Raw genomic sequence first — 26,940 nt, forward strand, 5'->3', positions numbered from 1 at the left:
TATGCGCGCAGTACTCGAAGTCAACGTCCATCCCCAGGATTTCGACCTGCGGGTACTTCAGGCCAGCCTGCTGCAGGGCCGGGCCGGGGAGGGCGGTATCGCGACCTTTACCGGTTATGTCCGGGCCAGCAACGAAAACCGCGGCGTGCGATCGCTGTACCTCGAACATTACCCGGGGATGACGGAGCGCAGCATCCTGCAGATTCTTGAAGAGAGCGCGGAACGCTGGCCGCTGCTGGCGGCGCGCGTCGTACACCGGGTGGGAAGGCTGGAGCCCGGCGAGCAGATCGTCTGGGTCGGGGTAAGCGCGGCGCACCGGGAAGCCGCGTTCGCCGCCTGCGAATTCGTCATGGACTACCTGAAAACCAGGGCCCCGTTCTGGAAAAAGGAACACGGGCCCGAGGGCGAACACTGGGTCGACGCCCGCGACAGCGACACCACGCGGGCGCAGCGCTGGCAGCAACAACAATAGGACCTGCGCAGGGCAGGCCACCAACCAGGAGAACGGCATGAGTATCGAAGGGCGTGAACTGCGCAATCTGCTGGGGCGCTTTGCCACTGGCGTCTGCGTTATTACGGCAATCAACAAAGACGGCGAAGCGCTGGGGATGACCGCCAACTCCTTCGCTTCGGTATCGCTGGAACCGCCCCTGGTGCTGTGGAGCCTGCAGAACAACTCCGAGGTGTTCGACACCTTCTCGGCACCCGCTTACTACGCCATCAACGTCCTCACCAACCAGCAGCTCGCGCTGTCCAACCAGTACGCGCGCAAGGGCGATCACCTGCTGAGCCCCGAACACTATCGCCTCGGCCGCCACGGTGCGCCGCTCATCCGCGATGCGCTGGTCAGCTTCGAGTGCGAACTGCACGCCACCCACGAGGGTGGCGACCACCGGATCATCGTCGGCCGGGTGCGCGACACAGTCGCCCGCGCGGTCGGCCAGCCCCTGCTGTTCTACTGCGGCGCCTACCGCGAACTGCACTGATCTGCCGCGCCCCCCTCGCGGGGCAGGTTGAATGTCTCTATACTGGTCGCCCTACGGCTAAGCACCACGGCAAGGGCGACCATCTCCCGCATGAAATTCTGTTCCAGTTGTGGCGCCGCGGTAACGCTGCGAATTCCCGAAGGGGATGACCGCGAGCGCTATGTCTGCAGCGCCTGCGAATTCATCCATTACATCAACCCGCGCATTATCGTCGGCTGCCTGCCGGTACACGAGGGCAGGGTGCTGCTGTGCAAGCGCGCGATCGAGCCGCGCCACGGCTTATGGACACTGCCCGCCGGGTTTATGGAAAACGGGGAAACCACCGCCCAGGGCGCCGCGCGCGAGACCTGGGAGGAAGCGCGGGCGAAGGCGACCAACCTGCACCTTTACCGTATTTTCGACCTTCCCTACATCAGCCAGGTCTACATGTTCTACCGCTGCGAGCTGGAAAACGGCGCCTTCGGTGTCGGCCCGGAAAGCCTCGAGAGCGGCCTCTACGCCGAGGACGAGATTCCCTGGGAGGAACTCGCCTTCCCGGTCGTGCGGGAAACCCTGCGCGACTATTTCCGCGAGCGTGACAGCGGCGTCTTCCCGGTGAAAATCACCGGGCTGGAATACCAGCCACGCCCCCCATCAAGCACACAGGAGTAAACCCATGGCATTTCCGAAAGTCGGCAACCTGGCGCCCGCGTTCACCCTGCTCGACCAGGACGGCAACAAGGTGAGTCTCAAGCAGTTCCGCGACAAGCAAAATGTGGTGCTGTACTTCTATCCCAAGGCCATGACCCCCGGTTGCACGGTGCAAGCCTGCGGCATTCGCGACAGCCAGAAAGCCCTGGCCAAGGTGGATACTGTGGTACTGGGCGTGAGCCCCGACCCGGTGGCCCGGCTGGGTAAATTCATCGAGAAGCAGGGCCTCAACTTCACCCTGCTGTCCGACGAGGACCACGCTGTGACCGAAAAATACGGCGCCTGGGGCCTGAAGAAATTCATGGGCCGGGAATTCATGGGCGTCCTGCGCACCACCTTTATCATCGGCAAGGACGGCCGACTCAAGTACGTCATGGACAAGGTCAAGACCAAGTCCCACCACGATGACGTGCTGGCACTGATCAAAGAGCTCGGGCTCGACAAGGCCTGATCGTGCTCGACTACCCCTTTGGCCGGCAGCTGCCGGAGCCTGGCAAACTGCTCGAAGTCGCCAGCGGCATCTACTGGTTGCGCATGCCACTGCCGATGGCGCTGGACCATATCAACCTCTACCTGCTGGAAGACAGCGACGGCTGGTGGGTGGTGGATACCGGGATGTCCCTGCAGCCCACCCAGGAGCTGTGGCAGGAGATCTTCGCCAACCAACTCCAGGACAAACCGATCAAGGCGGTGGTCTGCACCCACTGGCACCCGGACCACACCGGCAACGCCGGCTGGCTGTGTGAGCGCTGGAACGCCCCCCTGTATATCTCGCGCACCGAATACCTGACCGGCATGTTCTACACCCGCTCGGACCCCGAGGACCTGAGCGCCGCCAGCGAACAACACCAGCTGCGGCTCGGGCGCAGGGGAGAGGACATCCACGCCTTCCGCAAGACCATGGGTGGCCTGCGCGACATGGTGTCACCACTGCCGGGGTCCTATCGGCGACTGGTGGACGGTGCCGTGCTGTCCATCAACGGGCAGCGCTGGCGCGTGGTGATCGGCCGGGGCCATTCACCGGAGCACGCCTGCCTGTTTAGCGATTCACTCAACGTACTCATCTCCGGCGACCAGGTGATTCCCCGGATCTCCAGCAATATTGCGGTGGGCCCGGAAGAGCCGGAAGCCAACCCGCTGCGCGAGTGGCTGCAGTCGCTGGAACATTTTCTCGATGTCCTGCCCGCCGACGCCCTGGTGCTGCCGGCCCACAATGTACCCTTTACCGGCCTGCACCACCGCCTGCGCCACCTGATCGAACACCACGAGGACGGCCTGCTCTCGCTGGAGGAGGCCTGCGTGGACCAGCCGCGTGCGGCGCTCGAACTGCTGCCGGCGCTGTTCCAGCGGGAACTCAACGAAGAGCAGGTGAACATGGCCCTGGGGGAGTGCCTTGCGCACCTCAATTACCTGGTGCAGCGCGGGCAGGTGGCCCGCCACAGTGACGAAGCGGGGGTTTACCGCTACCGCTCCGTGGACGATACCCTGCCTCTGCGGCTGCGCCAGCGGAAGACACCCCGGGACGGGCGTCAGCCACTTCAGGTTTGAAAATTCAATAGCTTACGCTGCTTTGTTAAAGCAAGAACTGGCTTGAAGTAGGGGGATCAGCTACCGTCGGCCCAGGATTCCGGCAGGTAATCCAGGTCCAGCCTGGCCACCGCGTCGCGCAGGTTGTTCTCCAGTTCGGCGAGGCGGCGCACGCCAATTTTACTGGCGTAGTAATCGCGTACCTCGTCGACCACTTCGAGGGCGTCGGCAACCAGTTGCAAGCCGCGCGCGGTAAAGCGGATTTCCTTGGCGCGCTTGTCTTCACTGTCGATGGCGCGGTCGACATAGCCCATGCGCTCGAGCTCCTTCAGCAGCTTGCCCATCGCCTGCTGGGTGACCCGGGCCCGTTCCGCCAGCTCAGTGACCCGCACCGAGCCGGTGCCCAGGTTCGCCAGCACCTGGCTGTGCGAGGGGCGGATATCGGTGTAGCCGCGGGCGGCGATGCCGTCCAGGACCCGGCGATCGTAGTCGCGAAAAAATTCCCGCAACAGGCGCGGCAGGTTGTTGGACAAGCGGAAGGCGATTTCCCTATTGGACTCAGCGGCCGATTTTCCCAAGACGTGGTCTCCGTTCCGTGGTGCGGTAAGTGCCCCATTTATTGGAATTCGCGGGCAATTTTCCCAGCGAATAAGTGTAGCCTGTTTCACCCGCCGGCGGTGCGAAAAGATCGCTCCAGTCGCAAAAGAAAGGCCGCGCCACTTCCAGCGGTAGCGGGAACCCGGCCGCTTCAATTGCTAGCGCCAGGGAAACCCGGTAAATTTACCCCGCGAACTATCCCGCGATTCAATTCACTACAATTAATTTATCAAGGTATTTCTCATGAGCCTGTTTATTGCCAGTGCCCACGCCCAGGCCGCCGGCGGCCAGCCCCCGCCCGGCGGCGAACTGTTCCAGATCGGTTTCCTGGTGCTGCTGTTTGTGCTGTTCTATTTCATCGCCATCCGCCCCCAGCGCAAGCGGCAGAAGGAGCACGCGGAACTGGTGTCCAACCTGTCCAAGGGCGATGAAGTGGTTACCAGCGCCGGTATCATCGGCAAGGTAACCGCCCTTGACGACAACTACATGGTGCTCAACGTGGCCAGCAACGTGGATATGAAATTCCAGCGCATCCACGTCCACGCCGTGCTGCCCAAGGGCACGCTGAAGTCCATCGGCTCCTGAGGCCATCCATGGCGCGCGCCGGGCTGAACTTTCCACCCAGGATTTCACTGGCGCGCACCCCGACACCACTGCAGTACCTGTCACGCGCAACCGATCGCTGGGGCGGCGAGCACCGGCTGTGGATCAAGCGCGACGACCTCACCGGCTGCACGCTCAGCGGCAACAAGGTGCGCAAGCTCGAGTTCATCACCGCCTTCGCCCGCGACAATGGCTATGACGTGCTGATGACCTGCGGCGGCATCCAGTCCAACCACGCCCGGGCAACTGCCTTCGCCGGAGCGCAGCTGGGCATGCCGGTGCACCTGGTGCTGCGGGGCGAGGCCTCCGGGCCCGCGGAGGGCAACCTGCTGCTGGACCGTCTCGCCGGCGCGCAGGTGAGCTGCTACTCCCTGCCCGAATACCTTTCCGGCCTCGAGCAGATATTCCGGCACTGGGAATCCCACTACGCGGAGCAGGGCCTGAAAGCCCTGGCGATTCCTACCGGTGGCAGTGACGGGCTCGGCGTCTGGGGTTATATCGCCGCCAGCGAGGAACTGGCGGGCGATTTTGCCCGGGTCGGCATTGAAAACGCCCATATCGTCTGCGCCACCGGTTCCGGCGGCACCCAGGCCGGGCTGACCCTCGGCGTGCAATTATTTGAACTGGATGCCCCGGTCTGGGGCGTCAATGTATGCGATGACGAACAGTATTTCCTGGACAAGGTGGCACACGACACCGCGGACTGGCGCCAGCGGTTTCCGCAGGCACCTGCCATCCATCCCGAAACACGGGTCATCGACGGCTATGTCGGCGCCGGTTACGCGAAAGCCGGACCTGCAATATTCGATCTTATAGCGGAATTCGCCGCACTGGAGGGGATAGTCCTCGACCCGGTTTACACTGGCAAGGCTTTTGCAGGCATGGTTGAGGAAATCGCCGCGGGGCGCTTCGCCGGCGTACGCGATATCGTCTTCGTCCATACCGGCGGCATTTTCGGGCTGTTCCCGCAAAGCGGGGGCTTTCGCTGGTAGGCCCTCGGAACCCGGCAATTCGGGGTTCGATAACAACACATCTGATCAGGGGAATATTTAATGGCGGATATTATCGCTACCATCAACGGCTGGGCCTGGGGACCGGTCATGCTCGTCCTGTTGCTGGGTACCGGGTTCTACCTCAGTCTGGGCCTGGGCTTCCTGACACTGCGCAAACTACCCACGGCATTTGCCATGCTGTTCCGCGGCCGCACCGGCAGCGGTGCCGGCGACATCTCCCCCTTCAGCGCCCTGATGACCTCGCTGTCCGCCACCATCGGCACCGGCAATATCGCTGGGGTAGCCACGGCGGTGGCCCTCGGCGGCCCCGGGGCGCTGTTCTGGATGTGGATGACCGCCCTGGTCGGGATGGCCACCAAGTACTCCGAAGCGGTTTGCGCGGTGACCTTCCGCGAGCAGGACGAGGCGGGGAATTACAGCGGCGGCCCCATGTACTACATCCGCAACGGCCTGCACAAACGCTGGCACTGGCTGGCCTATGCCTTCGCCCTGTTCGGCTCCCTCGCCGGTTTCGGCCTCGCCAATACCGTGCAGTCCAATTCCGTCTCCCACATACTCCACGATTCCTTCGGCGTCCTGCCGATCATTACGGGTGGCGTGCTGATGGTACTGGTGGGCTCGGTCATCCTCGGCGGCATCCAGCGTATCGCCCACGTGGCCAGCGTTCTGGTGCCTTTCATGGCGGTGACCTATTTCGCCGCCAGCCTGCTGGTTATCCTGATGAACATCACTGCGGTACCGGGCGCCATCGTCACCATCGTCGACAGCGCCATGAGCGGTTCCGCGGCGGCGGGCGGCTTTGCCGGCGCCTCGGTCTGGGCGGCCCTGCGCTTCGGTGTCGCCCGCGGCATTTTTTCCAACGAAGCGGGGCTCGGCAGCGCACCTATCGCCCACGCCGCGGCGCGCACCAACCAGCCGGTAGAACAGGGACTGGTAGCGATGCTCGGCACCTTCATCGACACCATCCTCATCTGCACCATGACCGGACTGGTCATCGTGATCATGGATGTCCTGCCCAGCGGCCAGAGTGGCGCGGCGCTGACCGCCATGGCCTTTGCCCAGGCCATTCCCGGCGGCGAATACGTGGTGACCTTCGGCCTGTGCCTGTTCGCGCTGACCACCATGATCGGCTGGTCGTTTTACGGCGAGCGCTGCGTGGTATTCCTGCTCGGCGCCCGCGCCGTGCTGCCGTTCCGCATTCTCTGGGTGCTGGCGATACCGGTGGGCACGGTCGTGCAACTCGACCTGGTCTGGCTGATCGCCGATACCCTGAATGCCTTCATGGCCATCCCCAACCTGATCGCCCTGCTGTTGCTGGGGCCCCTGGTGTTCCGGGTGAGCCGGGAGTACTTCGCCGCGCGGCGCAACAAAGCGTGAACCGCCGCCAGCCAGGGAGCTGGCAGTTTGGCGAGCCTGGCGTATAGTTAGCGGATAAGCGCCTGTCGATGGCCCCTGGCCGAGGAGGAATGGCGATGACGCCCTGGGAAATCGAAGCGGTAGAACTCGTCACCTGCAACTGCGCCTACGGCTGCCCCTGCCAGTTCAATGCACTGCCCACCCACGGCAACTGCGAGGCCGTGGCGGGCATGGAAATCAAGCGGGGATTCTTTGCTGATACCACCCTCGACGGACTGAAGACCGTGGCGGTGATGTGGTGGCCGGGGCCGATCCACGAGGGTGGTGGCAAGGCCCTCATCATCGTCGATGAACGCGCCTCGGATGCGCAGCGCGACGCCTTGCTGGCGATCCTCAGCGGCATGGAGACCGAGCCGGGCGCAACCATCTGGAACGTGTTTGCCGCGACCCTCGAGGAAGTGTTCGAACCGGTTTTCAGGTCCATCGACTTTGCCGCGGATGTCGATGCGCGCCTCGGGCACGTCCGGGTCGAAGGTCTGGTCTCCACCAGCGGCAAACCCATTCGCAATCCCGTTACCGGTGAGGAACACCGCGTGCGGATCGACCTGCCGAACGGATTCGAGTACACCCTGGCGGAAATGGGTGCCTCAACGATCCACACCAACGGGCCGATCAAAATGGATTTCGAAAACCGCTATGCCCAGTTCGCGCATATCCACCTGAACAACCAGGGCGTCGTCAGGGACCGGGCTGCCTGATCCAGCCGGGCAGGGCAGGGCAGGTGAACGTTACACCGGGCAGTCCCCACAGGCAGTTGTCGACAGTCACCGAAAAGCTGCTGCGCCAGGAACGCCTGGTGGTAGTGGCCGGTATCTGCCTGCTCCTGCTGCTCAGTTGGTGGTACCTGCTTGGCGGCGCCGGAACCGGCATGGACCCGCGCCACATGACCACCTCCGCCTTCCCGCCACCACCGTTGCGCGGGCGTACCAGCGCCTGGGGAATCGACTACTGGCTGCTGATGCTGCTGATGTGGTGGGTGATGATGATTGCCATGATGCTGCCCAGCGCGGCGCCCACCGTGCTGCTGTTCGCCCGGGTGCAGCGCCACAACCAGGCCGGCCAGGCAGCGGTCTCCGCGGCGCCAACCGGTAGTTTCCTTGCCGGTTACCTGCTGGCCTGGCTGCTGTTCAGCGCCGCCGCGACATTCCTGCAATGGTTGCTGGAGCGGGCAGGCCTGCTGCACAGCATGCTGATGTGGAGCAGCAGTACCACACTGTCGGCCATCGTACTGCTGCTGGCCGGCGCCTACCAGTTCACACCCGCCAAGCGCACCTGCCTGCGCCACTGCCGCGGTCCGGCGGTGTTCCTCAGCCGCCACTGGCGGCCGGGGGCGAGGGGGGCGCTGGCGATGGGCCTGCACCACGGCCTGTTCTGCGTCGCCTGCTGCTGGGCAATGATGCTGCTGTTGTTTGTCGGCGGGGTCATGAACCTGCTGTGGATCGCGGGCCTTGCCCTGCTGGTCCTGCTGGAGAAACTGCTGCCCAACGGGGAAAGGCTGTCCCGGGTGTTCGGCCTGGCCGCGCTGCTGGCGGGCCTTTACCTGTTGCTGCTATGGACGCCGGCACCGGCAACTGGTTAAGCTCTGCCCATGCCCGAATCTATCTCCGACAAACTGGTACTCGCCATTTCCTCGCGCGCGCTCTTCGACCTGAGCGAGAGTCACCGCGTGTACGAAAACGAGGGGCTGGAAGCCTATTCCGCCTACCAGATCGATCGCGAGGAGGACCCCCTGGGCCCGGGCGAGGCCTTTCCGCTGGTCAATAAACTGCTGCGCATCAACGAATTGCTGGGAGAGCAGCGGGTAGAAGTCGTACTGCTCTCCCGCAACAGCGCCGATACCGGACTGCGGGTGTTCAACTCCATAGAGCACTACGGCCTGGCCATTCGCCGCGCGGCCTTCTGCGGCGGCGAGAGTCCCTGGCGCTACATCCAGGCCTTCGGCTGCCAGCTGTTTCTCTCCAACGAGGCCGAAGACGTCCGCTACGCCCTGGATTGCGGCGTGGCCGCGGCCACCCTGATGTCCGGGCGCAGCCAGGACACTGGCAACGATCAACTGCGCTTCGCCTTCGACGGTGACGCCGTGCTGTTCTCCGACGAGGCCGAGCGGGTGTTCAAGAGCGAGGGGCTGGACGCCTTCACCGCCAGCGAGAAAGCCGCCGCGAGGGAACCGCTGGCCGGCGGCCCGTTCAAGGCCTTCCTCGCGGCCCTGCACCAGTTGCAGCAGGCCTTTCCCGCCAGTGAGGCGCCAATCCGCACCGCGCTGGTCACCGCGCGCTCCGCGCCTGCCCACGAGCGGGTTATCCGCACCCTGCGGGCCTGGAATATCCGCATCGACGAGTCGATCTTCCTCGGCGGCCTGGACAAGGGCGACTTCCTGCGCGCCTACCGCGCCGACGTGTTTTTCGATGACCAGCAGGCCCACTGCAAATCGGCCAGCGCGCATGTCGCCACCGGCCATGTACCCCACGGCGTGGCCAATACCTGAATCCCGGGCTGTAAATGTTATTCCTTTTGCCCGTGGCATATAGCGTCTTCTATGGCTATTCTTTATAAGAATTTTTCGGAATGGGCGCGGTAGCCGGCACCGGCGACCGCGTTTACGTCCACCTTGATCGAAGTTCCTCTTGCCGGAGGGCGGTATGAAGCTACAACAATTGCGGTACATCTGGGAGGTGGCCCACCACGATCTCAACGTTTCAGCCACGGCGCAGAGCCTGTATACCTCCCAGCCCGGTATCAGCAAGCAGATCCGCCTGCTGGAGGACGAGCTGGGCGTGGAAGTGTTCGCCCGCAGCGGCAAGCACCTCACCCACATCACCCCTGCGGGCGAGGCCATACTGGCCGCTGCGGGTGAAGTGCTGCGCAAGGTCGAAAGCATCAAGCAGGTCGCCCAGGAATACTCCAACGAGAAAAAGGGCAGTCTCTCCATCGCCACCACCCACACCCAGGCGCGCTATGCGCTGCCGGCGACCATCCGCGGCTTCATCGAGCGCTACCCGGACGTCTCCCTGCACATGCACCAGGGCACGCCAATGCAGATTTCCCAGATGGCCGCGGACGGCACCGTCGATTTCGCCATCGCCACCGAGGCGCTGGAGTTGTTCTCGGACCTCATCATGATGCCCTGCTACCGCTGGAACCGCTGCATCCTGGTGCCGAAAGACCATCCGCTGGCACAGGTTTCACAGCTCAAACTGGAAGATGTGGCCGCGCACCCCATTGTCACCTACGTATTTGGTTTCACCGGCCGCTCCCGGCTGGACGAGGCCTTCGTCGAGAAAGGCCTGATTCCGCGCGTCGTCTTCACCGCCGCCGATGCCGACGTGATCAAGACCTACGTCCGCCTCGGCCTCGGCATCGGCATCGTCGCCGCCATGGCCCACGATCCGGAAATCGACGAAGATCTGGTGGCGCTGGATGCCAGCCACCTGTTTTCCAGCAGCGTCACCAAGATCGGCTGCCGCCGCGGCACCTTCCTGCGCGGTTACATGTACGAATTCATCGAGGATTTCGCCCCCCACCTGACCCGCGACGTCGTCGACGACGCCTTCCAGAGCCGCACCAAGGCGGAAGTGGAAGAGCTGTTCTCACACCTCGACCTGCCGGTCTTCTGAGCCGGCACGGCCGCGCCCAAAGGCCGGCCGGCGAACGGCCAATTCACCTTTCCCCCTTGTACCGCGCCGCCCAAATCCGTAGATTGGGCGGCTGTTTTGCTACCCCCCTCAAGGAGATTAACTGTGGAACTGGCCTGTCTCGACCTGGAAGGAGTCCTCGTCCCGGAAATCTGGATCGCATTTGCCGAGAAAACCGGCATCGAGGAACTGCGGGCCACTACCCGTGACATCCCCGACTACAACGTACTCATGCGCCAGCGCCTGGCCCTGCTGGACCAGCACAACCTCAAGCTCGACGATATCCAGGCGGTCATCGCCACCCTGGAACCGCTCCCCGGCGCCATCGACTTCGTCAACTGGGTGCGCGAGCGCTTCCAGCTGGTCATCCTGTCGGACACGTTCTACGAATTCTCCCAGCCGCTGATGCGCCAGCTGGGCTGGCCGACGCTGTTCTGCCACCGCCTGATCACCGACGAGTCGGGCAGGGTGGTCGACTACAAGCTGCGCCAGGAAGACCCGAAGCGCGCCTCGGTAAAAGCCCTGCACAGCCTGCACTACCGGGTGATCGCGGCGGGCGATTCCTACAACGACACCACGATGCTGGGCGAGGCGGACGTGGGCATCCTGATCCACGCGCCGCAGAATGTGATCGACGAGTTTCCGCAGTTCCGTTCGGTTGAGTCGCTGGCGGAGCTGAAGGTTGCGTTTGTCGAGGCGAGCCAGCGCGATTTGACTGTCTAGGATTCACCCTCGGCTCAGGGATTTTGTGGCCCGGCCCAAGGTGCAAGGTTCAAGGTTCAAGGTTCAAGGTTCAAGGTTCAAGGTTCAAGGTAATGGTCAGGGCTTTGGGCTGGGCGCGAGAGTCAGGGCCTGAAAACGTAATACGGGTCCCGAAAAACGCAAAAGCGCCATCCATGGCAGCTCGGCCTCGGACATCCGTGTCCTCGGACGTTTTCGTGACCCGTATTACGTCTTCAGACCCGGTCTGGAGTAAACCATAGCCGCTGTGGTATCTGTTCATCTGATTTTGGAGCAATGCATGCTCTGGTCAGTATTCGATGAGCGCTGGAAACCAGCTTTAAATCCGGATTTTTGGAAAAAACGAAGCGCATCCAAACGCTGCGGCAACCAATTCGATATTTGCTTGATACCACGCTTTTGGGAACGCTTGACTGTGTGATCCGTTCGAGGCACACAGGTAGGACTGAATGCGTGGTATGGCCTCACGAAAACGTCTGAGGCCATGGATGGCCGAAGCCGAGCTGCCATGGATGGCGCTTTTGCGTTTTTCGGGAGGCCATACCACGCATTCAGGCCGGCACTCTTCTGCCCAACCAAAATCCACCCAACCAAACCTACATATCTTCAAGCACCCGCAAAAACCGTCCGACCTTGTCGAAGGTCTCCTGGTACTCCGCCTCGCACACCGAATCGGCGACAATCCCGCCGCCGCCCCAGCAGCGAATCTCGCCCCCGGAACACAGCAGCGTACGAATGGCGATATTGCTATCCATCCGCCCATCCGCACTGACATAGAACACGCTGCCACAGTAGGCCTCGCGGGAATCCGGCTCGAGTTCCGCGATGATCTCCATCGCCCGCCGCTTCGGCGCCCCGGTGATCGAGCCGCCGGGAAAGGCGTCGCGCAGCAGGTCGAAGGCGGAGCGGCCGGGGAGCAGTTCGCCGCTGATCGAGCTGACCAGGTGGTGGACCGTGGGGAAGCTCTGCACCTCGAACAGCGCGTCCACGTGGATGCTGCCCGGCAGGCAGTTGCGGCCAAGGTCGTTGCGCAGCAGGTCGACGATCATCAGGTTCTCCGCGCGGTCCTTGACCGACCTGCGCAGCTCCTGCGCGTTGCGCTGGTCGCGTTCGGGGTCGCTGTCGCGGGGCCGCGTGCCCTTGATGGGCGCGGTTTGCACATGGCTGCCGTGGACGGCGATAAAGCGCTCCGGAGACAGGCTGAGCAGTGCTTCGCCGGGCGCTGCGGCCAGGTAGGCGGACCAGGGAGCGGCGGCAGCTTCGCGCAGCAGCAGGTAGGCCGCCCAGGGGTCGCCCTGGCAGGGCGCCTGGAAACGCTGGGCCAGGTTGATCTGGTAGCAGTCGCCGGCCTGGATGTAATCGCTGATTGCGGCAAACGCGGTGCGGTAGGCGTCTTCGCTGAAGTTGGAGCGGAAAGGTTCCAGCAGGCTGAATGACCCCGCCGGGCGTGGCGCCGATTGCAGTCGCCTGCGGATATCGCCGCGTCGCTGTACTGGCACATCCGGCTGGAATACCAGCGTAGCGCGTTGCAGCAGGTGATCCTGGACCACCGCCCAGTCGTAGGCGCCGACGCTGGGGGAGGGTGCGCCGCCGGTTTGCGCTGGCGGCGATCCAATGCCATGCAGCGCGTTGCCGGTGTCGTAGTCCAGAACGCCGAGCAGGCCGCCGCAGAAGGGGATGTCCGCGGAGGCAGTATGCACCTCCCGGTAGCGCTCGCTGTGAAACTCCGCGAGGGCGCTGAACCAGGCCCGCCATTGCGCGGTCGACGCCGCGGCTTGCGGTGCGGCGGGCGCCGGCTCCGGCTGTGCACATATAATGTCGTAGCGCCCGCGCTGGCTGTGGGGCTGGCTGGAATCGAGGAAGGCGGCCCCGGGCAAATCGACGATGGTCGCGAACAACTCGGCCCCGTCCGGTCGGTAGTCGATCTCTTCCAGCGCGACCGTTTTATTCATGCGAGGGGGCTCACTTCATGTTAACAATGATAACAATGCAGCAGTTGCACGCTGTAGTCAGTTTGGGCGGGCGCTATTGTAAACTATCCGCGAATGTGCGTATGTCGGCCAGGTTAATTTGCAGTTAAAACATGGCTTTACGTGCGCTCTGTGATTGACTTTGGGACCCCATGGAAATAAAGTGTGACGCCGAATTTCTGGTGGTTCCGGCAATGTAGCCGAGTCACCTGTCCCGTCTTGCAATTCCAGTGCCTCGTAAGAAGGTCGCGCAAGCTTCCCCGGCCCATGGCCGACTTTTGGATCAAGGAAATATGACAACAGACAGCAGCCAAGACCTGATCGCCAGCCTTGAGAACCCATTTGCGGAAAAGGATGAACAGGAATTCCGTGTTCCAGGACAGGTGGATTCCGAACCGGGCTTGTTCGAGAAGGCGATGAAGCACGGCTGGGACCTGCAGCAGCGTCCCTACGAAGCCGCCGGCGTGAAGAACATCCAGCGCCAGCACCTGAAGAACCGCATGACCGTATGGGAGCGGATCCAGTGCCTCGCGGACGGCGAACCGACAGTCCTCTACCAGAACTGGGGTCCGAACCTCGACGGCGCCTCACTGGTGACCGCGCTGATCAAGGTCAACGGCCGCGACGTGGCGATCTACGGCCACGATTTCACCGTGCGCGCCGGTTCCATGGACGCCACCAACGGCGAAAAGCTGGCGCGCCTGTTTGAACTGGCCGCCAAGCGCCGCATCCCGCTGGTCGGCATGAACGATTCCGCCGGCGCCTACATTCCCGCGGGTGTGGGTGGCCTCGACGGCTATGCCGACGCCTTCACCGCGTTGCGCAAGATTTCCGGCGTGGTGCCCAGCATCATGTGCATGTTCGGCTTCAACGCCGGCGGCGGTTCCTACCTGCCGCGCCAGGGCTCTTTCCTGATCCAGCCGAATGAAACCTTCTTCGGCCTGACCGGCCCCGGTGTCGTGAAGTCGGTGCTGGGTGAAGACGTCACCCCGGACGAACTCGGCGGCCCCGGCGTGCACAGCCAGAGCGGCGTGACCGACTTCGTGGTACCGGACGAAGTGGCGGCCCTGCGCAAGGTGCGCGCGCTGCTCGAATACCTGCCGAGCAACAACGCCGAACTCGCGCCGCACCGCAAGTCTTCCGACCCGGTCTCGCGCAAGACCTGGGACATCGACATCCTGTTGAAGAAAGCCTTCAACTCGCCGACCGGTTTCAACACCCCGTTCGACATCACCATCATGATCCAGCAACTCTGCGACCACGGCGACTTCCTCGAAGTCCAGCCGGAACGGGCGCGCAACACCATTACCGCGCTGGGTCGCATGGGCGGCAACGTGGTCGGCTTCGTCGCCAACAACTCAGCGGTTGCCTCCGGCCAGATCGATATCGCCGCGGCTTACAAGAACGCGCGCTTTATCCGCTTCTGCAACCTGTACAACATCCCGATGATCTTCCTCGAGGACACAACCGGCTTCCTGCCCGGCAAGGAACAGGAAGCGGGCGGTATCGTGCAGGCCGGCCGCGCCATGCTCGACGCCATCGTCGACCTGCGCACCCCGCGCTTCCTGGTGCTGGTGCGCAACGCCTTCGGCGGCGCCTACGCCTCCTACAACAACTACCCCACCGGCGCCGACTTCGTCGTTGCGCTGCCCACCACCCGCGTGGCGGTCATGGGCCCGGCCGGTGTCGACTACGTCTACAAGGACGAACTGAAGAAAATCCGCGGCTCGGTGAAGGAGCGCATCGCCAAGGAGACCGAAGCCCAGAAAGGCGCCGGCCTCAGCGACAGCGAAGCCAAAGCCGCAGCGGAACAACTGGTTGCCGGCTGGGTGAAATCCGAAGAGGCGCTGCTGGCGCAACGCTACGAACGCGAACTCATGAACCCCGACGAAGCGCTGAGCCTGGGATCCATCTCCCAGATCGTCATGCCTTCCGACCTGCGCCAGGTACTGGCGGAGCACATGGACTTCTGCCTGCGTCACTACCAGCCGGAACCGCTGCAGGGTGTGCAGCGCGAATTCCACTGACCGGCCGCCAGAGAACTGATTTCGAGGAATACTACGTGTCCAACGAACACTACCTGAACAACTCGCTGATCCACCGTGACCGCCGGCTGGGCCGTCGCCACAGCGCCTGGGTCAACCAGTTTGACTGCTCGCACATGCGGCCGCTGATCATCTGCCGCGGTCCGATTCGCAAGGAAGCCATGGACGTGTTTGCCGAGATGGGCATCACTGACTACGGCATCCTGCTGTCGGAAAAGGACTCCATCGTCTACCAGAACGCGCTGGCCCCCGAACTGCGCACCCTGACCGAGCCGGAGCGTATCCACCGGGTACCGGATTACACCGGCGCCAACAAGGAGGAGCGCGACCAGCGCATCCGCCAGATCATCTCCATCGCCCGCGAAAACGGCTACAACTCGATCTTCGCCGGCTACGGCTTCATGGCGGAAGACGAGACCATGGTTGCGGCCATGGAAGCGGCCGGCCTCAACTTTATCGGCCCCTGCTCGCGCACCGTGCACGACGCCGGCCTGAAAGACGAAGCCAAGCGCACCGCGCTGAAAGCGGGCGTGTCAGTCACCCCGGGTATCGATAATGGCACCGCGCTGACCCTGCTGAAGAAGCACCCGGATATCGCCGCGCTGAAAGCGCTGGTTGCCGAACACGGCCTCGCCGTCGAGGCTTCCGTACTGGACGACAGCAGCATCGAACTGGCGGACAAGGCGGACATCGTCCTCGCCGCATCCTACGACAAGGGCGTCGACCTCTACACCGTCGACGAACTCTGTGACACGCTGACCGAAGCCGTGCAAAAGATGCAGGCCGACTACCCCGAGAACCGGGTGCGCCTGAAAGCCATTTCCGGTGGCGGCGGCAAGGGCCAGCGTATCCTGGCCATCGGCGAAGCCAGGCGCACCCCGGAAATGGTGCGTGAAATCCTCAACGAGGTGAAAACGACCGGTGTCGGCGACAACAAGAACGTCCTGGTGGAACTGAACATCGAAACCACCCGTCACCAGGAAATCCAGGTGATCGGCAACGGCGAGTGGTGCATGACCATGGGCGGCCGCGACTGTTCCCTGCAGATGCACGAGCAGAAGCTGCTGGAAGTCTCGGTCACCGTCGAATCCCTGAAATCCGCGCTGGCGCAGGCGGAAAACACCGGCAACGCGGTTGAGGCCCGGGTGCTGAAGCAGGACCTCAAGACACTCGAGACCATGGAAGACGAGGCCGCGCGCTTCGGCGCCGCGGTGGGACTGGACTCCGTGTCCACCTTCGAGTGTATCGTCGACCGCGACAAGCACTTCTTCATGGAGATGAACACCCGCATCCAGGTGGAACACCGGGTAACCGAACTGTGCTACGCGCTGGAATTCGCCAACCCGGAAAATCCCGAAGACAACTTCATCGTGGAATCACTGGTTGAAGCGATGGTCCTGCTGGCGGCCCACGGTCCCAAACTGCCGCGCCCGACCCGCATCCTGCGCCACGACGATTCCGTGGAGGCGCGCCTCAACGCCACCAACCAGGCGCTGCAGCCCAGCGCCGGCGGCGTCATCGAGTTCTGGTCCGACGCCTCCGACGGCGAGATCCGCGACGACCAGGGTATCAGTCTGCACAACCCGGATACCGACCAGTTCATGAAATACACCCTGGCCGGCGCCTACGACTCCAACATCGCGCTGTTGCTGACTGTCGGCGAGTCCCGTCTCGATACCTACGAGCGGATGGCCGAGGTGATTCGCCGCACCACCATGCGCGGCAAGGACCTGGCCACCAACCTCGAATTCCACTACGGGCTGGTCAACTGGTTCATCGGCCAGAACATCAACGCGCGCCCGACCACGCGATTCATCGTTCCCTACCTGACCGCGGTGGGCGAACTGAAACAGCAGGCCAACAATATCGATCTCGAGTATGCCTGGAACAAAATCTGCGCTGCCGCGCTGGCGAACGAGGGCGAGGGCGGTACAGCCGCACTGCGCAGGACCCTGGAGCGCAAGCAGACCCTGTTCCTGCGCCCGCTGCAGAAGTTGCTGGCCCAGGCCCACACCCTGAGTGGCTGGCTGAGCGTCAACCGCGACAGCTATACGTTGATTGACGGCAGCGTCAGCTGGAATGAAAACCCGCTGGAACTTCTGGCCGATACCTACCACTTCCTGAACATGGATTACATCCCCGGCGCGCCGGCGGCCAGCATGATCTGGGATCACGACCACGAGGTCCTGCAGTCCGCGCTGGACTTCTACAACGACCTGAACAATCGCCTGAAGGCCGGCGACTGGATCGAGCTGCAATCCATGCTTGCCGAGGCCGAAGCGCCCGAAGGTTTCAGCCCGGAACTGTGGGCCCAGGCCCGCGCGGCACACAAGGGCTACCAGGCCGGCGCCGAGATTCTCGCGGTGCTGCCCAGCATCGCCGAGTTCACCGGCTTCTTCGCCCTGACTGTCAACGAAGACCTGACCATTCACATCCCGGCAAGCCTGCTCGACGGCGACCACCAGAGCGCCATGGCCAAGGTACTGGCACCGCCGCCGGTGGCCAAGTCCGACGAAATCGTCGCGGCCAGCGGCGGCATGTTCTACAGCCGCGAGACACCTGCACACGAGGTGTACGTGAAGAAGGGCGATCACTTCGAGGCCGGCGACCCGCTGTTCATCATCGAAGTCATGAAGATGTTCAACAAGGTCTATGCGCCCTTTGCCGGAACGGTCGACGAAATCCTGGTAGACACCGACGGACTCATCGTCCACAAGGGCCAGGCGATCTTCAAGGTGACCCCGGACGAGAAGATCGTCGTGGAAACCCCAGAGGAAATCGCCAGGCGCCGTCGCAGCGCAACCGATACATTCCTGGCGCAGATTGCCTGAGGAGCACACCCATGATTACAGCACTGGATCATATCGCCATCGCGGTACCCGACCTGGAAAAGGCGATCAAACGCTTCATGGAAGATTTCGGCCTGGATTACAAGGGTTCCGAGGATGTCGAGGCGGCCAGGACCTCCACCGCGTTTTTCCCGGTTCCCCCGACCCAGATCGAACTGGTACACCCGCTGAACGGGGAGGGTCCGATCGCCAAGTACCTGGAGAAAAAGCCCGGCGGACTGCACCACATCTGCTTCCGCTCGGACAACATCGACGAGGACGTGGAGCGACTGAAGGCGAAGGGCTACCAGTTCCTCAGCGACGCACCCAGCCCCGGCGCGCACGGCTGCCAGGTGATTTTCATCCACCCCAAGTGCTGTGACGGGGTACTGGTGGAGATCAACCAACCGGGCGAGGAGCATTGATCAGGGGGTCGATTCCATGGGGTCAGAGCCCTTTTTTGCCAAGCAAAAAGGGCTCTGACCCCAGTACTCCAATCTACACCGCGGGCAGCAGGCCCAGAAGACGCAGCAGCGCAGAGATCGAACGATGAGTGACAAGATTTACGACAAGAGCAAAGCCACCCCGGAAACCTGGGCGGCCCTCGCCGAGAAACAGATGCGCGGCAAGCCGCTCGCCGACCTGAACTGGCAGACTCCCGAAGGAATCGAGGTAAAACCGCTGTATACCGCCGCGGATACCGCCAACCTCGAGTTCGCCGACACCATGCCCGGCATGTCACCCTACATCCGCGGTCCCCAGGCCACCATGTACGCCGGCCGGCCCTGGACCATTCGCCAGTACGCGGGCTTCTCCACCGCCGAGGAATCCAACGCCTTCTACCGCAAGGCGCTGGCCGCAGGCGGGCAGGGCATATCCGTCGCCTTCGACCTGGCGACGCACCGCGGCTACGACTCCGACCACCCGCGGGTGACCGGTGACGTCGGCAAGGCCGGCGTGGCCATCGACTCGGTCGAAGACATGAAGGTCCTGTTCGACGCCATCCCCCTGGACAAGGTCTCCGTCTCCATGACCATGAACGGCGCTGTACTGCCGGTACTGGCCGGCTACATCGTCGCCGCCGAGGAGCAGGGCGTTTCCCAGGACCAGCTGGCGGGCACCATCCAGAACGACATCCTCAAAGAGTTCATGGTGCGCAACACCTACATCTACCCGCCGGCGCCGAGCATGAAGATCATCGGCGACATCATCGCCTACTGCTCCGAGCACATGCCCAAGTTCAACACCATTTCGATCTCGGGCTACCACATCCAGGAAGCCGGGGCGAACGCCGCACTGGAACTGGCCTACACCCTGGCAGACGGCAAGGAATACATCCGCACCGCGATTGCCGCGGGCCTGGGCATCGACCAGTTCGCGCCGCGCCTGTCCTTCTTCTGGGGCATCGGCATGAACTTCTACATGGAAATCGCCAAGATGCGTGCCGCTCGCCTGCTGTGGGCGAAAATCGTCGGCGAGTTCGACCCGCAGGACCCGAAAAGCTCCATGCTGCGCACCCACAGCCAGACCTCCGGCTGGTCGCTCACCGAGCAGGACCCCTACAACAACGTCGTGCGTACCACCATCGAGGCCATGGCAGCCGTGTTCGGCGGCACCCAGTCCCTGCACACCAACGCCCTCGACGAAGCCATCGCGCTGCCCACCGAGTTCTCCGCGCGTATCGCGCGTAATACCCAGCTGATCATCCAGGAAGAAACCGGCATCACCAAGGTGGTCGATCCCTGGGGCGGCTCCTACATGATGGAGAGCCTGACCAAGGAAATCGCCGACAAGGCCTGGGAACTGATCGAGGAGATCGAGGCAGCCGGCGGCATGGCCAAGGCCATCGAAACCGGCATGCCCAAGCTGCGTATCGAGGAAGCCGCCGCACTGAAGCAGGCGCGCATCGACCGCGGTGACGACGTTATCGTCGGCGTCAACAAGTACAAGCTGGCCTCCGAAGAGGAAGTCGACGTCCTCGAGATCGACAACGAAGCCGTGCGCAAGTCGCAGATCGCTCGCCTGGAAAAACTGCGCGCCGACCGTGACGAGGCCGCCGTCGAGGACATTCTCGAACAGATCTACGCCGCCGCACACAGCGGCCAGGGCAACCTGCTGGCACTGGCCGTCGAAGCCACCCGCCGCCGCGCCTCCGTCGGTGAAATCTCCTTCGCCATGGAGCGCGAGTTCGGCCGCTTCAACGCCCAGGCGCAGACTGTTTCAGGCGTCTACGGCAGCGCCTTCCAGGAGGACGAGAGCTGGATGAGTATTCAGAAAGACATCGACACCTTCGTCGAGCAACACGGCCGCCGCCCGCGTATGCTGGTGTGCAAGATGGGCCAGGACGGCCACGACCGCGGCGCCAAGGTTGTCGCCACGGCTTTCGCTGACGTCGGCTTCGACATCGACCTCTCGCCGATGTTCTCCACCCCGGCAGAGGTCGCCCGCCAGGCCATCGAGAACGATGTCCACGTGGTTGGCGCATCTTCATTGGCCGCCGGTCACAAAACGCTGGTGCCGGAACTGATCGCGGAGCTCCGCAAGCAGGGCGCTGACGACATCGTGGTCATCGCCGGCGGCGTGATTCCGCGCCAGGACTACGATCACCTGTACAAGGCCGGCGTGAAGTGCATCTTCGGCCCGGGCACGCCGATTCCGGATTGTGCGCGGCAGGTGCTGGATGCGGTGAACGAGGCGCAGTCGGCTTAAGCATTACGTTGCTGAATGCGGCCGGGGAGTAAAGCGCATTCTACGAGCCCGCGCCGCGTCAACGCAGTTTGGCTGGCCGGACACGCCAAAAAGCGCACATGCCCGAAAAAGAGGGGCAGGCTCTCCATGTGCAGGCTCGGCGGCGGCCGTCCATGGCCGCCGACGGTCCGGCCAGCCAAACTGCGTTGCCACGTCGCTATGTGCTAGTTCCCAGCTTGTTGCGTGTTCGATGTGATTACTCGAACTATGCTTTTTACTGGCTTAACGAGCGCAACAGACCAATCGTTACTTCCGGACCAGCGACCTGGCACCGGCTAATCCCTTGGCGGAACGTCGGCGGCCAAGGATGGCCGCCGCCGAGCCTGTACATGGATGTACGCTTTTTGGCGTTTCCGCCAAGGGATTAGCCGGTGTCAGGGCGCGGCAAAGAATGGGACAATGCCCAACGCAGGTAAACATTTCTAAACTGGTCCACTGAACTGCAATTCAGCCGCAACCAGATATCCAAGAGCGAGTAATAACAACACGATGCAAGTATTCGACCTGGAACAACTCCTCAGCGGCAACCGCCGGGCCCTCGCCAAGGCCATTACACTGGTCGAGAGTAAACTCCCGACCCACCGCGAGCAGGCCCAGCAAATCCTCGAGCAGGTCCTGCCCCACAGCGGCAACAGCATTCGCATCGGCATTACCGGCGTGCCCGGCGTCGGCAAGTCCACCTTTATCGAAGCCTTCGGCCTTTACCTGATCGGGCAGGGCAAGAAAGTCGCCGTGCTGGCCGTCGATCCCAGCTCGCCCATCGCCGGTGGCTCCATCCTCGGCGACAAGACCCGTATGGAAGAACTCTCCCGCGCCGAGGGCGCGTTTATCCGGCCTTCGCCCTCCGAGGGCGCCCTCGGCGGCGTCGCGCAGAAGACCCGGGAAACCATGCTGCTGTGCGAGGCCGCCGGCTATGACGTGATCCTCGTCGAGACCGTGGGAGTAGGGCAGAGCGAGTACGAAGTCGCCGGCATGGTGGATTTCTTCATGGTGCTGATGCTGCCCGGCGGCGGTGACGAACTGCAGGGCATCAAGAAAGGCATCATGGAACTGGCCGACGCGCTGGTGATCAACAAGGCGGACGGCGACAGCGAGCGGCTGGCGCAACTGACCCGGCAGCAGTACACCAGCGCCATGAACCTGCTGCGCCATACCAGTTTCTGGACGCCGCGGGTGATGACCTGTTCCGCGCTGAAAAACATCAACATCGACGCGGTCTGGGGCATGCTGGTCGATTACTGCAGCCAGTCGAAGCAGGAGGGCGCCTTCGACGCCAAGCGCGCCAGGCAGAACCGCGACTGGATGCACCACCTGGTCAGGGAGATGCTGATGCTGAAGCTGCAGCAGAATCCCGCGGTGAAGGGCATGCTGCCCGGCCTGGAAAAGGATGTCGCCCAGGGCCAGACCACCGCCTACGCCGCCGCACGGCAGATCATGGACGCCCTGTAGGACGAGTGACCCGTATGGGTGATATCAGCTAAAACCGGGGCATTTTCCGCTTTGCTCTTTTGAGAATCGCGCCCGCAAGTGCGAAACTGGCGTGTCTGGTGGCAGCTCTGGTGACAAGGATGTCTTGCATGCGTTTCCTCTGTATTTTTTTCCTGGTGATGGCCCTGAACCTGGCAGGTAGCGGGGAGATTTACGCCTTCGGCAATCCCAGTACCAGCGGTGTCACGTACCAGCTGCTTGGCAAGAGCCTGTCGCCCGCCTGCGCCTTCGAACCCCGTAACGATCCCTCCGCCACGGAGGCGGAAATTGTCTTTCATCGTCCAGGGGCGCCGGACAACATGTCCGCCGGCGGGACTTATTATCTCGGCGGTTCCATCCAGACCAGCACCGGCGGCCCGATTATGGCAGGCGCGCTCGCCAGCGATTGTGACTTCAGCAGTGTCACGATCATCTCCCAGAACGGCGCGGACAGCACCTATGCGGCGGACAACTATATTGGGATTGTTTTCGAGGCGATAACCAATGGCGATACCGCCACCTATCGCTACGAGGTGGCGCTGGCGGGCGCTACAAGCACAACGTTCATCATTACCCGAGCACTGGTGCCCGGCAATACCCCTCCCACGGCCAATGCCGGGCCAGACCAGAGCGTCGCATCCGGGGCCGCCGTGTCGCTGGACGGTAGCGGGTCCTCGGCCAACGATGCAGGCCAGAGCCTCACTTACGCCTGGACCCAGACCGGTGGAATGGCGGTCTCCCTCGTCAGCGCGGCGACCTCCAGCCCCGGCTTCACGGCACCGACTCTGGCCGCGGGTGCGCCGACGGAATTGCTGACCTTCGAGTTGGTCGTGAATGACGGCATCGTGGCCTCCGCCGCCGATAGTGTGGAGGTCAGCGTGAGCGCGCCCACCGCGCCAGAGCCAGCAGCGCCTCCACCCGGGGCACCGGGCACGCCGCCAGTGGCAGCGGCGCAGCCAGTACCGCTTGGCGCGCACTGGATGTTGTGGGTCCTGGCATTATCGCTGGGTACATCCGGCATGGCGGTTTCCCGCCGGCGGCGGCGAGCGCCCGAATAGGGCGATAGCATTCGTCTCCGTATCCCGGCGCAAGCTGCCAGACTCACGTCCAGCAGGCTGTCCGGCGCTGCATTGCGGCCATGCCGGGCTCGGCGTATGCTTCCACGCAGGCAGCCTGTAGACGCCTGGTACACAAGGGCCCCTCCCGGTGAGGTGACCGGGGTCGGGCCTCCGGTTCGATCGAGCCCGGACACCGCGGGCTCGCGGACACCACACCTGCAACCGCTAGCGAGTCAGCAGCCAACGAATCATGCGTTTCTACCCGCTGGAAAAACTCATCAACCTGCACGACGGCTATACCGGCCAGTTCAAGATCGATCACCGGCAGATTCTGCTGATGCAGCGCGACAACCGCTGCTACGCCCTCGAAGCCCGCTGCCCGCATCGTGCGCACCCGCTGGATACCGCCAGCATAAGTGGTGAGCTTATCCAGTGCCCCCTGCACCAGTACCGCTTTTCACTCCGCGACGGCAGTCTGATCCAGGCCACGGAGGAGCCCTGCCGGGCCCTGCGCACCTACGAACTGGTCTACGAGGGCAACGAGGTGGGTGTGATGCTGGAGGAAGACGGTTGAGTCTCGCAGGCTTGCCCGCGTCCCACCCGCCGGGGCAAGACTAGCTGTAATCCTGTGGCCTAGACCGACAAGCCGCGGATATCGGGATCTTCCTCCGCGTAGCGCCACAGGCTGTCGAACAGCTCCAGGCGCTGCTGCGCTGACGCCGGCGCCTCCTGCTCCCAGAAGGCACGGTCGAGGGAGCCCGCGGGCTTGAACAGGACCGCGTCGCGGTCGAAGATCATGACGGTCTCGTCCTTCCAGTCCGGGTGCTCGCGCAGACGCCGCACGTGGATACGGCTGGGCAGGCGCCGGGCGAGATAGAGCAGGCGATGGCCGCGACCGAGCATCGCGGCGGGGTTGCGTATGAGGATGCGGACCTCGCTCTGGGCGCTCTCGGTCAGGAGCTTGCGCAGGGCATCCGCCAGCGCCTCGCAGTCGAAGGCGGCGGGATCGAGTTCCGGGCTGAGGATGGCGACGTAGCGGCGGGTCGACTGGCAAAGCCTCGCCGCGGCCTCGTCGAAAGGGTGCGGATAATCTACCGCTTCAAAAGTCGTCTCGTTCTGCATGGATACACCCGACCTCCAGCAGGAAGTCTAGCAGCTCCACAGCGTCTTCGTCGCGGGCCAGTTCGGCCAGTCGTGAGGCTTCAATGATGCCGTTATCCGACAGCTCCCTGAGCAGTGCAAGGTGCTGCAGCGGGGAGGGCACGCTCTCGCCGTTGGCGAACACCGTGAGCTGCCGGTCGTCCGGCAACCAGGCCAGCTTGGCGCCGCCCGCCAGCACTGCCGCGCAGCGGCCCGCCAGCAGATCATCACGGTCCTCCCGCCAGTTTTCGCGGTGCATTTCGTAGCGCGGTTCCGTGACCAGCTCGCCGAACCAGCGGTCGTCACTGCTGTCGTCCAGGGCACGCTGCACCGCCTGCCGGGCGAGTTGCAGGTCCTGAAGCGAGATTTCACCGGTACAGGCCGCCACCGGCCTGCCGGGATCGGTGAAAAATACCTGGTCGTCCAGCGACTCCAGCACGCTGTCGCTCAACCGGCAAACGAGTTCGTTGACCCGCGGCGCACGGAAGCCGATGGAAAAGGTCGTACATTCGCCCTCGGCAATACCCCAGTGGGCGACGCGCGGCGGCACGTACAGCACATCACCGGGTTCCAGCAGATATTCCTCGGTCTGCTCGAAATGCTCGAGGATACGCAGCTCCTCATGGGGAAGCAGTCCGGACTGCGGGCCGCAGGTCTGGCCGATACGCCAGCGGCGCCGGCCCTCGCCCTGCACCAGGAAGACATCGTAGTTGTCGTAATGGGGGCCGACACTGCCGCCGTCCACCGCGTAGCTGACCATGACATCGTCCATGCGCCACTGGGGGATGAAACCGACACTGCGACGCAGGGCTTCCACTTCCGGCAGGTAGTGATCCACCGCCTGGACCAGCAGGGTCCAGGGCGTATCGCGCCGGAAGTCCTCGACGGCAAAGGGGCCGTGGTGGAGCTGCCAGCGGCCCGCGGCAAACTCGATGATCCGCGATTCGATGTCCTCCTCCAGCGCGAGGCCGGCGAGGGTATCGCTGTCGATGGGCGGTTCGAAGTCGCGGAAGCCACCGCGAATCAGCAGGGGCTTGCGCTGCCAGTAGCGGGCCAGAAACTCCTGCGGAGAAATGCCGAGCTGAAGAACGTCCACCGCGGGATTACTCGATGGCCGAGGCCTGGCTGACCGCGTTGCCGATATAGCTGGCCGGGGTCATCGCCAGCAGTTCCTGCTTCGCGGCCGGGGGAATATCCAGCTTCTCGACGAAGTCCTGGATGGTCTGTTTGTTCATGGCCTGGCCGCGGGTGAGCGCCTTGAGTTTCTCGTAGGGCTTCTCGATGCCGTAGCGGCGCATGACGGTCTGGATCGGCTCGGCCAGCACTTCCCAGCTGTTGTCGAGATCCTCGGCCAGGCGGTTGGCGTCCAGTTCCAGCTTGCCGATACCCTTGAGGCAGGCCTGGTAGGCGATCATGCCGTAGCCGAAACCGACACCCATGTTGCGCAGCACGGTGGAATCGGTGAGGTCGCGCTGCCAGCGGCTGATCGGCAGTTTGGCCGACAGGTGGCCGAACACCGCGTTGGCAATGCCGAGGTTGCCCTCGGAGTTTTCAAAGTCGATGGGGTTGACCTTGTGCGGCATGGTGGATGAACCCACTTCCCCGGCCACGGTTTTCTGGCGGAAGTAACCGAGGGAGATATAGGCCCAGATATCCCGGTTGAAGTCGACCAGGATGGTGTTGAAGCGGGCCACGGCGTCGAACAGTTCGGCCATGTAGTCGTGGGGTTCGATCTGCGTGGTATAGGGGTTCCAGGTCAGGCCCAGCGAACTGACGAACTGTTCCGCGTTGGACTGCCAGTCCACCTCGGGATAGGCCGAGAGATGGGCGTTGTAGTTCCCCACCGCGCCGTTGATCTTGCCGAGGAATTCGACCCGGCCGACCTGTGCCAGCTGGCGGCGCAGGCGCGCGACCACGTTGGCGATTTCCTTGCCCATGGTGGTGGGGCTGGCGGTCTGCCCGTGGGTGCGCGACAGCATCGGCACCGCCGCGTGTTCGCGCGCCAGGGCAGCGAGGGCATCGGCGATTTTTTCCATGTCCGGCAGTACCGCCGCCAGTCCGTCACGCAGCATCAGGGCATGGGACAGGTTGTTGATGTCCTCGGAGGTGCAGGCGAAATGCACAAATTCCTCGATCGCCTCCAGTTCCTCGTCGCCGGCGAAACGCTCCTTGAGGAAATACTCCACCGCCTTGACGTCGTGGTTGGTGGTCGCCTCGATATCCTTGATGCGGCGCGCATCCACCTCGCCAAAACCATCGGCAATGGCGTTGAGGCGTTTGCGAGCGGCGGGGGAGAGCGGCGGCACTTCGCTGATGCCCGGGTGCGCGGCGAGGCATTCCAGCCAGCGCACCTCGACCAGCACCCGGCGCTGGATCAGCCCGAACTCACTGAAAATCCCGCGCAGGGCAGCGGTTTTCCCGGCGTAGCGACCGTCGATGGGAGAGATGGCGGTGAGGGCTGAAAGATCCATGGGGGAGG

25 protein-coding genes are annotated in these 26,940 nt (G+C 63.4%); 20 read left to right on the plus strand and 5 right to left on the minus strand.

The genetic code is table 11. The features are described 5' to 3' along the window. Window position 1: 1 nt before the first annotated feature. The 5 genes from moaE (at window position 2) to ACNKU3_RS05710 (ending at window position 3,224) form a co-directional block, all read left to right on the plus strand. Window positions 2-472 carry a molybdopterin synthase catalytic subunit MoaE gene (gene moaE / locus ACNKU3_RS05690; RefSeq protein ID WP_418258448.1) on the plus strand — a complete coding sequence of 157 codons (471 nt, stop codon included), beginning with the start codon at window positions 2-4 and terminating at the stop codon, window positions 470-472. Window positions 473-509: 37 nt separating this feature from the next. Next, a complete protein-coding gene (locus ACNKU3_RS05695) occupies window positions 510-986 on the plus strand; it encodes a flavin reductase family protein (RefSeq protein WP_418258449.1) in 477 nt (158 codons plus the stop codon). 90 nt (window positions 987-1,076) lie between these two features. Next, window positions 1,077-1,637 (plus strand): NUDIX hydrolase, encoded by a 561-nt coding sequence (locus ACNKU3_RS05700; protein WP_418258450.1) that lies wholly within the window; start codon window positions 1,077-1,079, stop codon window positions 1,635-1,637. A gap of 4 nt (window positions 1,638-1,641) precedes the next feature. Next, a complete protein-coding gene (bcp, locus tag ACNKU3_RS05705; protein WP_418258451.1) occupies window positions 1,642-2,127 on the plus strand; it encodes a thioredoxin-dependent thiol peroxidase in 486 nt (161 codons plus the stop codon). A 2-nt stretch (window positions 2,128-2,129) separates the two neighbouring features. Continuing rightward, window positions 2,130-3,224 carry an MBL fold metallo-hydrolase gene (locus ACNKU3_RS05710; RefSeq protein ID WP_418258452.1) on the plus strand — a complete coding sequence of 365 codons (1,095 nt, stop codon included), beginning with the start codon at window positions 2,130-2,132 and terminating at the stop codon, window positions 3,222-3,224. Window positions 3,225-3,280: 56 nt separating this feature from the next. On the opposite strand, the gene ACNKU3_RS05715 is transcribed toward ACNKU3_RS05710, so the two are convergent. Further along, the gene (locus ACNKU3_RS05715) at window positions 3,281-3,736 is read right to left on the minus strand and encodes a MarR family winged helix-turn-helix transcriptional regulator (protein WP_418258453.1); all 456 of its coding nucleotides are present in this window, start codon (window positions 3,734-3,736) and stop codon (window positions 3,281-3,283) included. A 307-nt stretch (window positions 3,737-4,043) separates the two neighbouring features. Between ACNKU3_RS05715 and yajC the strand changes: the two genes are divergently transcribed. The 8 genes from yajC to thrH all read left to right on the plus strand — a co-directional run bounded on the left by yajC (window position 4,044) and on the right by thrH (window position 11,187). Further along, complete coding sequence (yajC, locus tag ACNKU3_RS05720; protein ID WP_418258454.1) at window positions 4,044-4,385, plus strand: preprotein translocase subunit YajC; 342 nt, start codon at window positions 4,044-4,046, stop codon at window positions 4,383-4,385. An 8-nt stretch (window positions 4,386-4,393) separates the two neighbouring features. Beyond that, a complete protein-coding gene (locus ACNKU3_RS05725) occupies window positions 4,394-5,395 on the plus strand; it encodes a 1-aminocyclopropane-1-carboxylate deaminase/D-cysteine desulfhydrase (RefSeq protein ID WP_418258455.1) in 1,002 nt (333 codons plus the stop codon). 60 nt (window positions 5,396-5,455) lie between these two features. After that, window positions 5,456-6,793 (plus strand): alanine/glycine:cation symporter family protein, encoded by a 1,338-nt coding sequence (locus tag ACNKU3_RS05730; RefSeq protein WP_418258456.1) that lies wholly within the window; start codon window positions 5,456-5,458, stop codon window positions 6,791-6,793. Between the two features lie 95 nt (window positions 6,794-6,888). Next, a complete protein-coding gene (locus ACNKU3_RS05735) occupies window positions 6,889-7,530 on the plus strand; it encodes a DUF1326 domain-containing protein (protein WP_418258457.1) in 642 nt (213 codons plus the stop codon). 23 nt (window positions 7,531-7,553) lie between these two features. After that, the gene (locus ACNKU3_RS05740; protein WP_418258458.1) at window positions 7,554-8,411 is read left to right on the plus strand and encodes a DUF2182 domain-containing protein; all 858 of its coding nucleotides are present in this window, start codon (window positions 7,554-7,556) and stop codon (window positions 8,409-8,411) included. A gap of 9 nt (window positions 8,412-8,420) precedes the next feature. Then, a complete protein-coding gene (locus tag ACNKU3_RS05745; RefSeq protein ID WP_418258459.1) occupies window positions 8,421-9,317 on the plus strand; it encodes a 5'-nucleotidase in 897 nt (298 codons plus the stop codon). A gap of 154 nt (window positions 9,318-9,471) precedes the next feature. Further along, window positions 9,472-10,446: an HTH-type transcriptional regulator CysB gene (gene cysB, locus ACNKU3_RS05750; RefSeq protein ID WP_418258460.1), complete on the plus strand. Its 975-nt coding sequence runs from the start codon at window positions 9,472-9,474 to the stop codon at window positions 10,444-10,446. A gap of 123 nt (window positions 10,447-10,569) precedes the next feature. Next, window positions 10,570-11,187, plus strand: coding sequence for a bifunctional phosphoserine phosphatase/homoserine phosphotransferase ThrH (thrH, locus tag ACNKU3_RS05755; RefSeq protein ID WP_418258461.1), 618 nt, complete (start codon window positions 10,570-10,572; stop codon window positions 11,185-11,187). A gap of 614 nt (window positions 11,188-11,801) precedes the next feature. Here the strand turns inward: thrH and pabB are convergent. Continuing rightward, complete coding sequence (pabB, locus tag ACNKU3_RS05760; RefSeq protein ID WP_418258462.1) at window positions 11,802-13,157, minus strand: aminodeoxychorismate synthase component I; 1,356 nt, start codon at window positions 13,155-13,157, stop codon at window positions 11,802-11,804. Between the two features lie 311 nt (window positions 13,158-13,468). Between pabB and ACNKU3_RS05765 the strand changes: the two genes are divergently transcribed. The 7 genes from ACNKU3_RS05765 to ACNKU3_RS05795 all read left to right on the plus strand — a co-directional run bounded on the left by ACNKU3_RS05765 (window position 13,469) and on the right by ACNKU3_RS05795 (window position 23,895). After that, a complete protein-coding gene (locus ACNKU3_RS05765) occupies window positions 13,469-15,202 on the plus strand; it encodes an acyl-CoA carboxylase subunit beta (RefSeq protein WP_418258463.1) in 1,734 nt (577 codons plus the stop codon). 35 nt (window positions 15,203-15,237) lie between these two features. Continuing rightward, a complete protein-coding gene (locus ACNKU3_RS05770; protein ID WP_418258464.1) occupies window positions 15,238-18,051 on the plus strand; it encodes a biotin/lipoyl-containing protein in 2,814 nt (937 codons plus the stop codon). Window positions 18,052-18,062: 11 nt separating this feature from the next. Continuing rightward, entirely contained in the window at window positions 18,063-18,473 is a 411-nt protein-coding gene (mce, locus tag ACNKU3_RS05775; RefSeq protein WP_418258465.1) for a methylmalonyl-CoA epimerase, read from the plus strand. 124 nt (window positions 18,474-18,597) lie between these two features. Continuing rightward, entirely contained in the window at window positions 18,598-20,757 is a 2,160-nt protein-coding gene (scpA, locus tag ACNKU3_RS05780; protein ID WP_418258466.1) for a methylmalonyl-CoA mutase, read from the plus strand. 528 nt (window positions 20,758-21,285) lie between these two features. Then, the gene (meaB, locus tag ACNKU3_RS05785; RefSeq protein WP_418258467.1) at window positions 21,286-22,245 is read left to right on the plus strand and encodes a methylmalonyl Co-A mutase-associated GTPase MeaB; all 960 of its coding nucleotides are present in this window, start codon (window positions 21,286-21,288) and stop codon (window positions 22,243-22,245) included. A 128-nt stretch (window positions 22,246-22,373) separates the two neighbouring features. After that, entirely contained in the window at window positions 22,374-23,321 is a 948-nt protein-coding gene (locus tag ACNKU3_RS05790; protein WP_418258468.1) for a PKD domain-containing protein, read from the plus strand. Between the two features lie 250 nt (window positions 23,322-23,571). Beyond that, window positions 23,572-23,895, plus strand: coding sequence for a Rieske (2Fe-2S) protein (locus ACNKU3_RS05795; protein ID WP_418258469.1), 324 nt, complete (start codon window positions 23,572-23,574; stop codon window positions 23,893-23,895). 59 nt (window positions 23,896-23,954) lie between these two features. On the opposite strand, the gene ACNKU3_RS05800 is transcribed toward ACNKU3_RS05795, so the two are convergent. The 3 genes from ACNKU3_RS05800 to purB are packed head-to-tail and all read right to left on the minus strand — an operon-like array spanning window position 23,955 to window position 26,932. Continuing rightward, a complete protein-coding gene (locus ACNKU3_RS05800) occupies window positions 23,955-24,443 on the minus strand; it encodes a hypothetical protein (RefSeq protein ID WP_418258470.1) in 489 nt (162 codons plus the stop codon). Further along, on the minus strand, window positions 24,421-25,557 hold the full coding sequence (locus ACNKU3_RS05805) for a JmjC domain-containing protein (RefSeq protein WP_418258471.1): 1,137 nt from the start codon (window positions 25,555-25,557) through the stop codon (window positions 24,421-24,423). The genes ACNKU3_RS05800 and ACNKU3_RS05805 overlap by 23 nt, the downstream gene beginning before the upstream one ends. 7 nt (window positions 25,558-25,564) lie before the next feature. After that, a complete protein-coding gene (gene purB, locus ACNKU3_RS05810) occupies window positions 25,565-26,932 on the minus strand; it encodes an adenylosuccinate lyase (protein WP_418258472.1) in 1,368 nt (455 codons plus the stop codon). Between the last annotated feature and the right edge of the window lie 8 nt (window positions 26,933-26,940).

Source organism: Haliea sp. E17, assembly GCF_048323675.1.
Lineage (GTDB): Bacteria > Pseudomonadota > Gammaproteobacteria > Pseudomonadales > Halieaceae > Mangrovimicrobium.

Bases quoted from the DNA above. Each gene is read 5' to 3' on its own strand.
- yajC (WP_418258454.1), top strand. From the start codon at position 4,044: ATGAGCCTGTTTATTGCCAGTGCCCACGCCCAGGCCGCCGGCGGCCAG.
- mce (WP_418258465.1), top strand. From the start codon at position 18,063: ATGATTACAGCACTGGATCATATCGCCATCGCGGTACCCGACCTGGAA.
- moaE (WP_418258448.1), top strand. From the start codon at position 2: ATGCGCGCAGTACTCGAAGTCAACGTCCATCCCCAGGATTTCGACCTG.
- ACNKU3_RS05790 (WP_418258468.1), top strand. From the start codon at position 22,374: ATGCGTTTCCTCTGTATTTTTTTCCTGGTGATGGCCCTGAACCTGGCA.
- ACNKU3_RS05800 (WP_418258470.1), bottom strand. From the start codon at position 24,443: ATGCAGAACGAGACGACTTTTGAAGCGGTAGATTATCCGCACCCTTTC.
- cysB (WP_418258460.1), top strand. From the start codon at position 9,472: ATGAAGCTACAACAATTGCGGTACATCTGGGAGGTGGCCCACCACGAT.
- scpA (WP_418258466.1), top strand. From the start codon at position 18,598: ATGAGTGACAAGATTTACGACAAGAGCAAAGCCACCCCGGAAACCTGG.
- ACNKU3_RS05730 (WP_418258456.1), top strand. From the start codon at position 5,456: ATGGCGGATATTATCGCTACCATCAACGGCTGGGCCTGGGGACCGGTC.
- meaB (WP_418258467.1), top strand. From the start codon at position 21,286: ATGCAAGTATTCGACCTGGAACAACTCCTCAGCGGCAACCGCCGGGCC.
- ACNKU3_RS05700 (WP_418258450.1), top strand. From the start codon at position 1,077: ATGAAATTCTGTTCCAGTTGTGGCGCCGCGGTAACGCTGCGAATTCCC.
- ACNKU3_RS05795 (WP_418258469.1), top strand. From the start codon at position 23,572: ATGCGTTTCTACCCGCTGGAAAAACTCATCAACCTGCACGACGGCTAT.
- ACNKU3_RS05725 (WP_418258455.1), top strand. From the start codon at position 4,394: ATGGCGCGCGCCGGGCTGAACTTTCCACCCAGGATTTCACTGGCGCGC.
- ACNKU3_RS05735 (WP_418258457.1), top strand. From the start codon at position 6,889: ATGACGCCCTGGGAAATCGAAGCGGTAGAACTCGTCACCTGCAACTGC.
- purB (WP_418258472.1), bottom strand. From the start codon at position 26,932: ATGGATCTTTCAGCCCTCACCGCCATCTCTCCCATCGACGGTCGCTAC.
- pabB (WP_418258462.1), bottom strand. From the start codon at position 13,157: ATGAATAAAACGGTCGCGCTGGAAGAGATCGACTACCGACCGGACGGG.
- bcp (WP_418258451.1), top strand. From the start codon at position 1,642: ATGGCATTTCCGAAAGTCGGCAACCTGGCGCCCGCGTTCACCCTGCTC.
- ACNKU3_RS05695 (WP_418258449.1), top strand. From the start codon at position 510: ATGAGTATCGAAGGGCGTGAACTGCGCAATCTGCTGGGGCGCTTTGCC.
- ACNKU3_RS05765 (WP_418258463.1), top strand. From the start codon at position 13,469: ATGACAACAGACAGCAGCCAAGACCTGATCGCCAGCCTTGAGAACCCA.
- ACNKU3_RS05745 (WP_418258459.1), top strand. From the start codon at position 8,421: ATGCCCGAATCTATCTCCGACAAACTGGTACTCGCCATTTCCTCGCGC.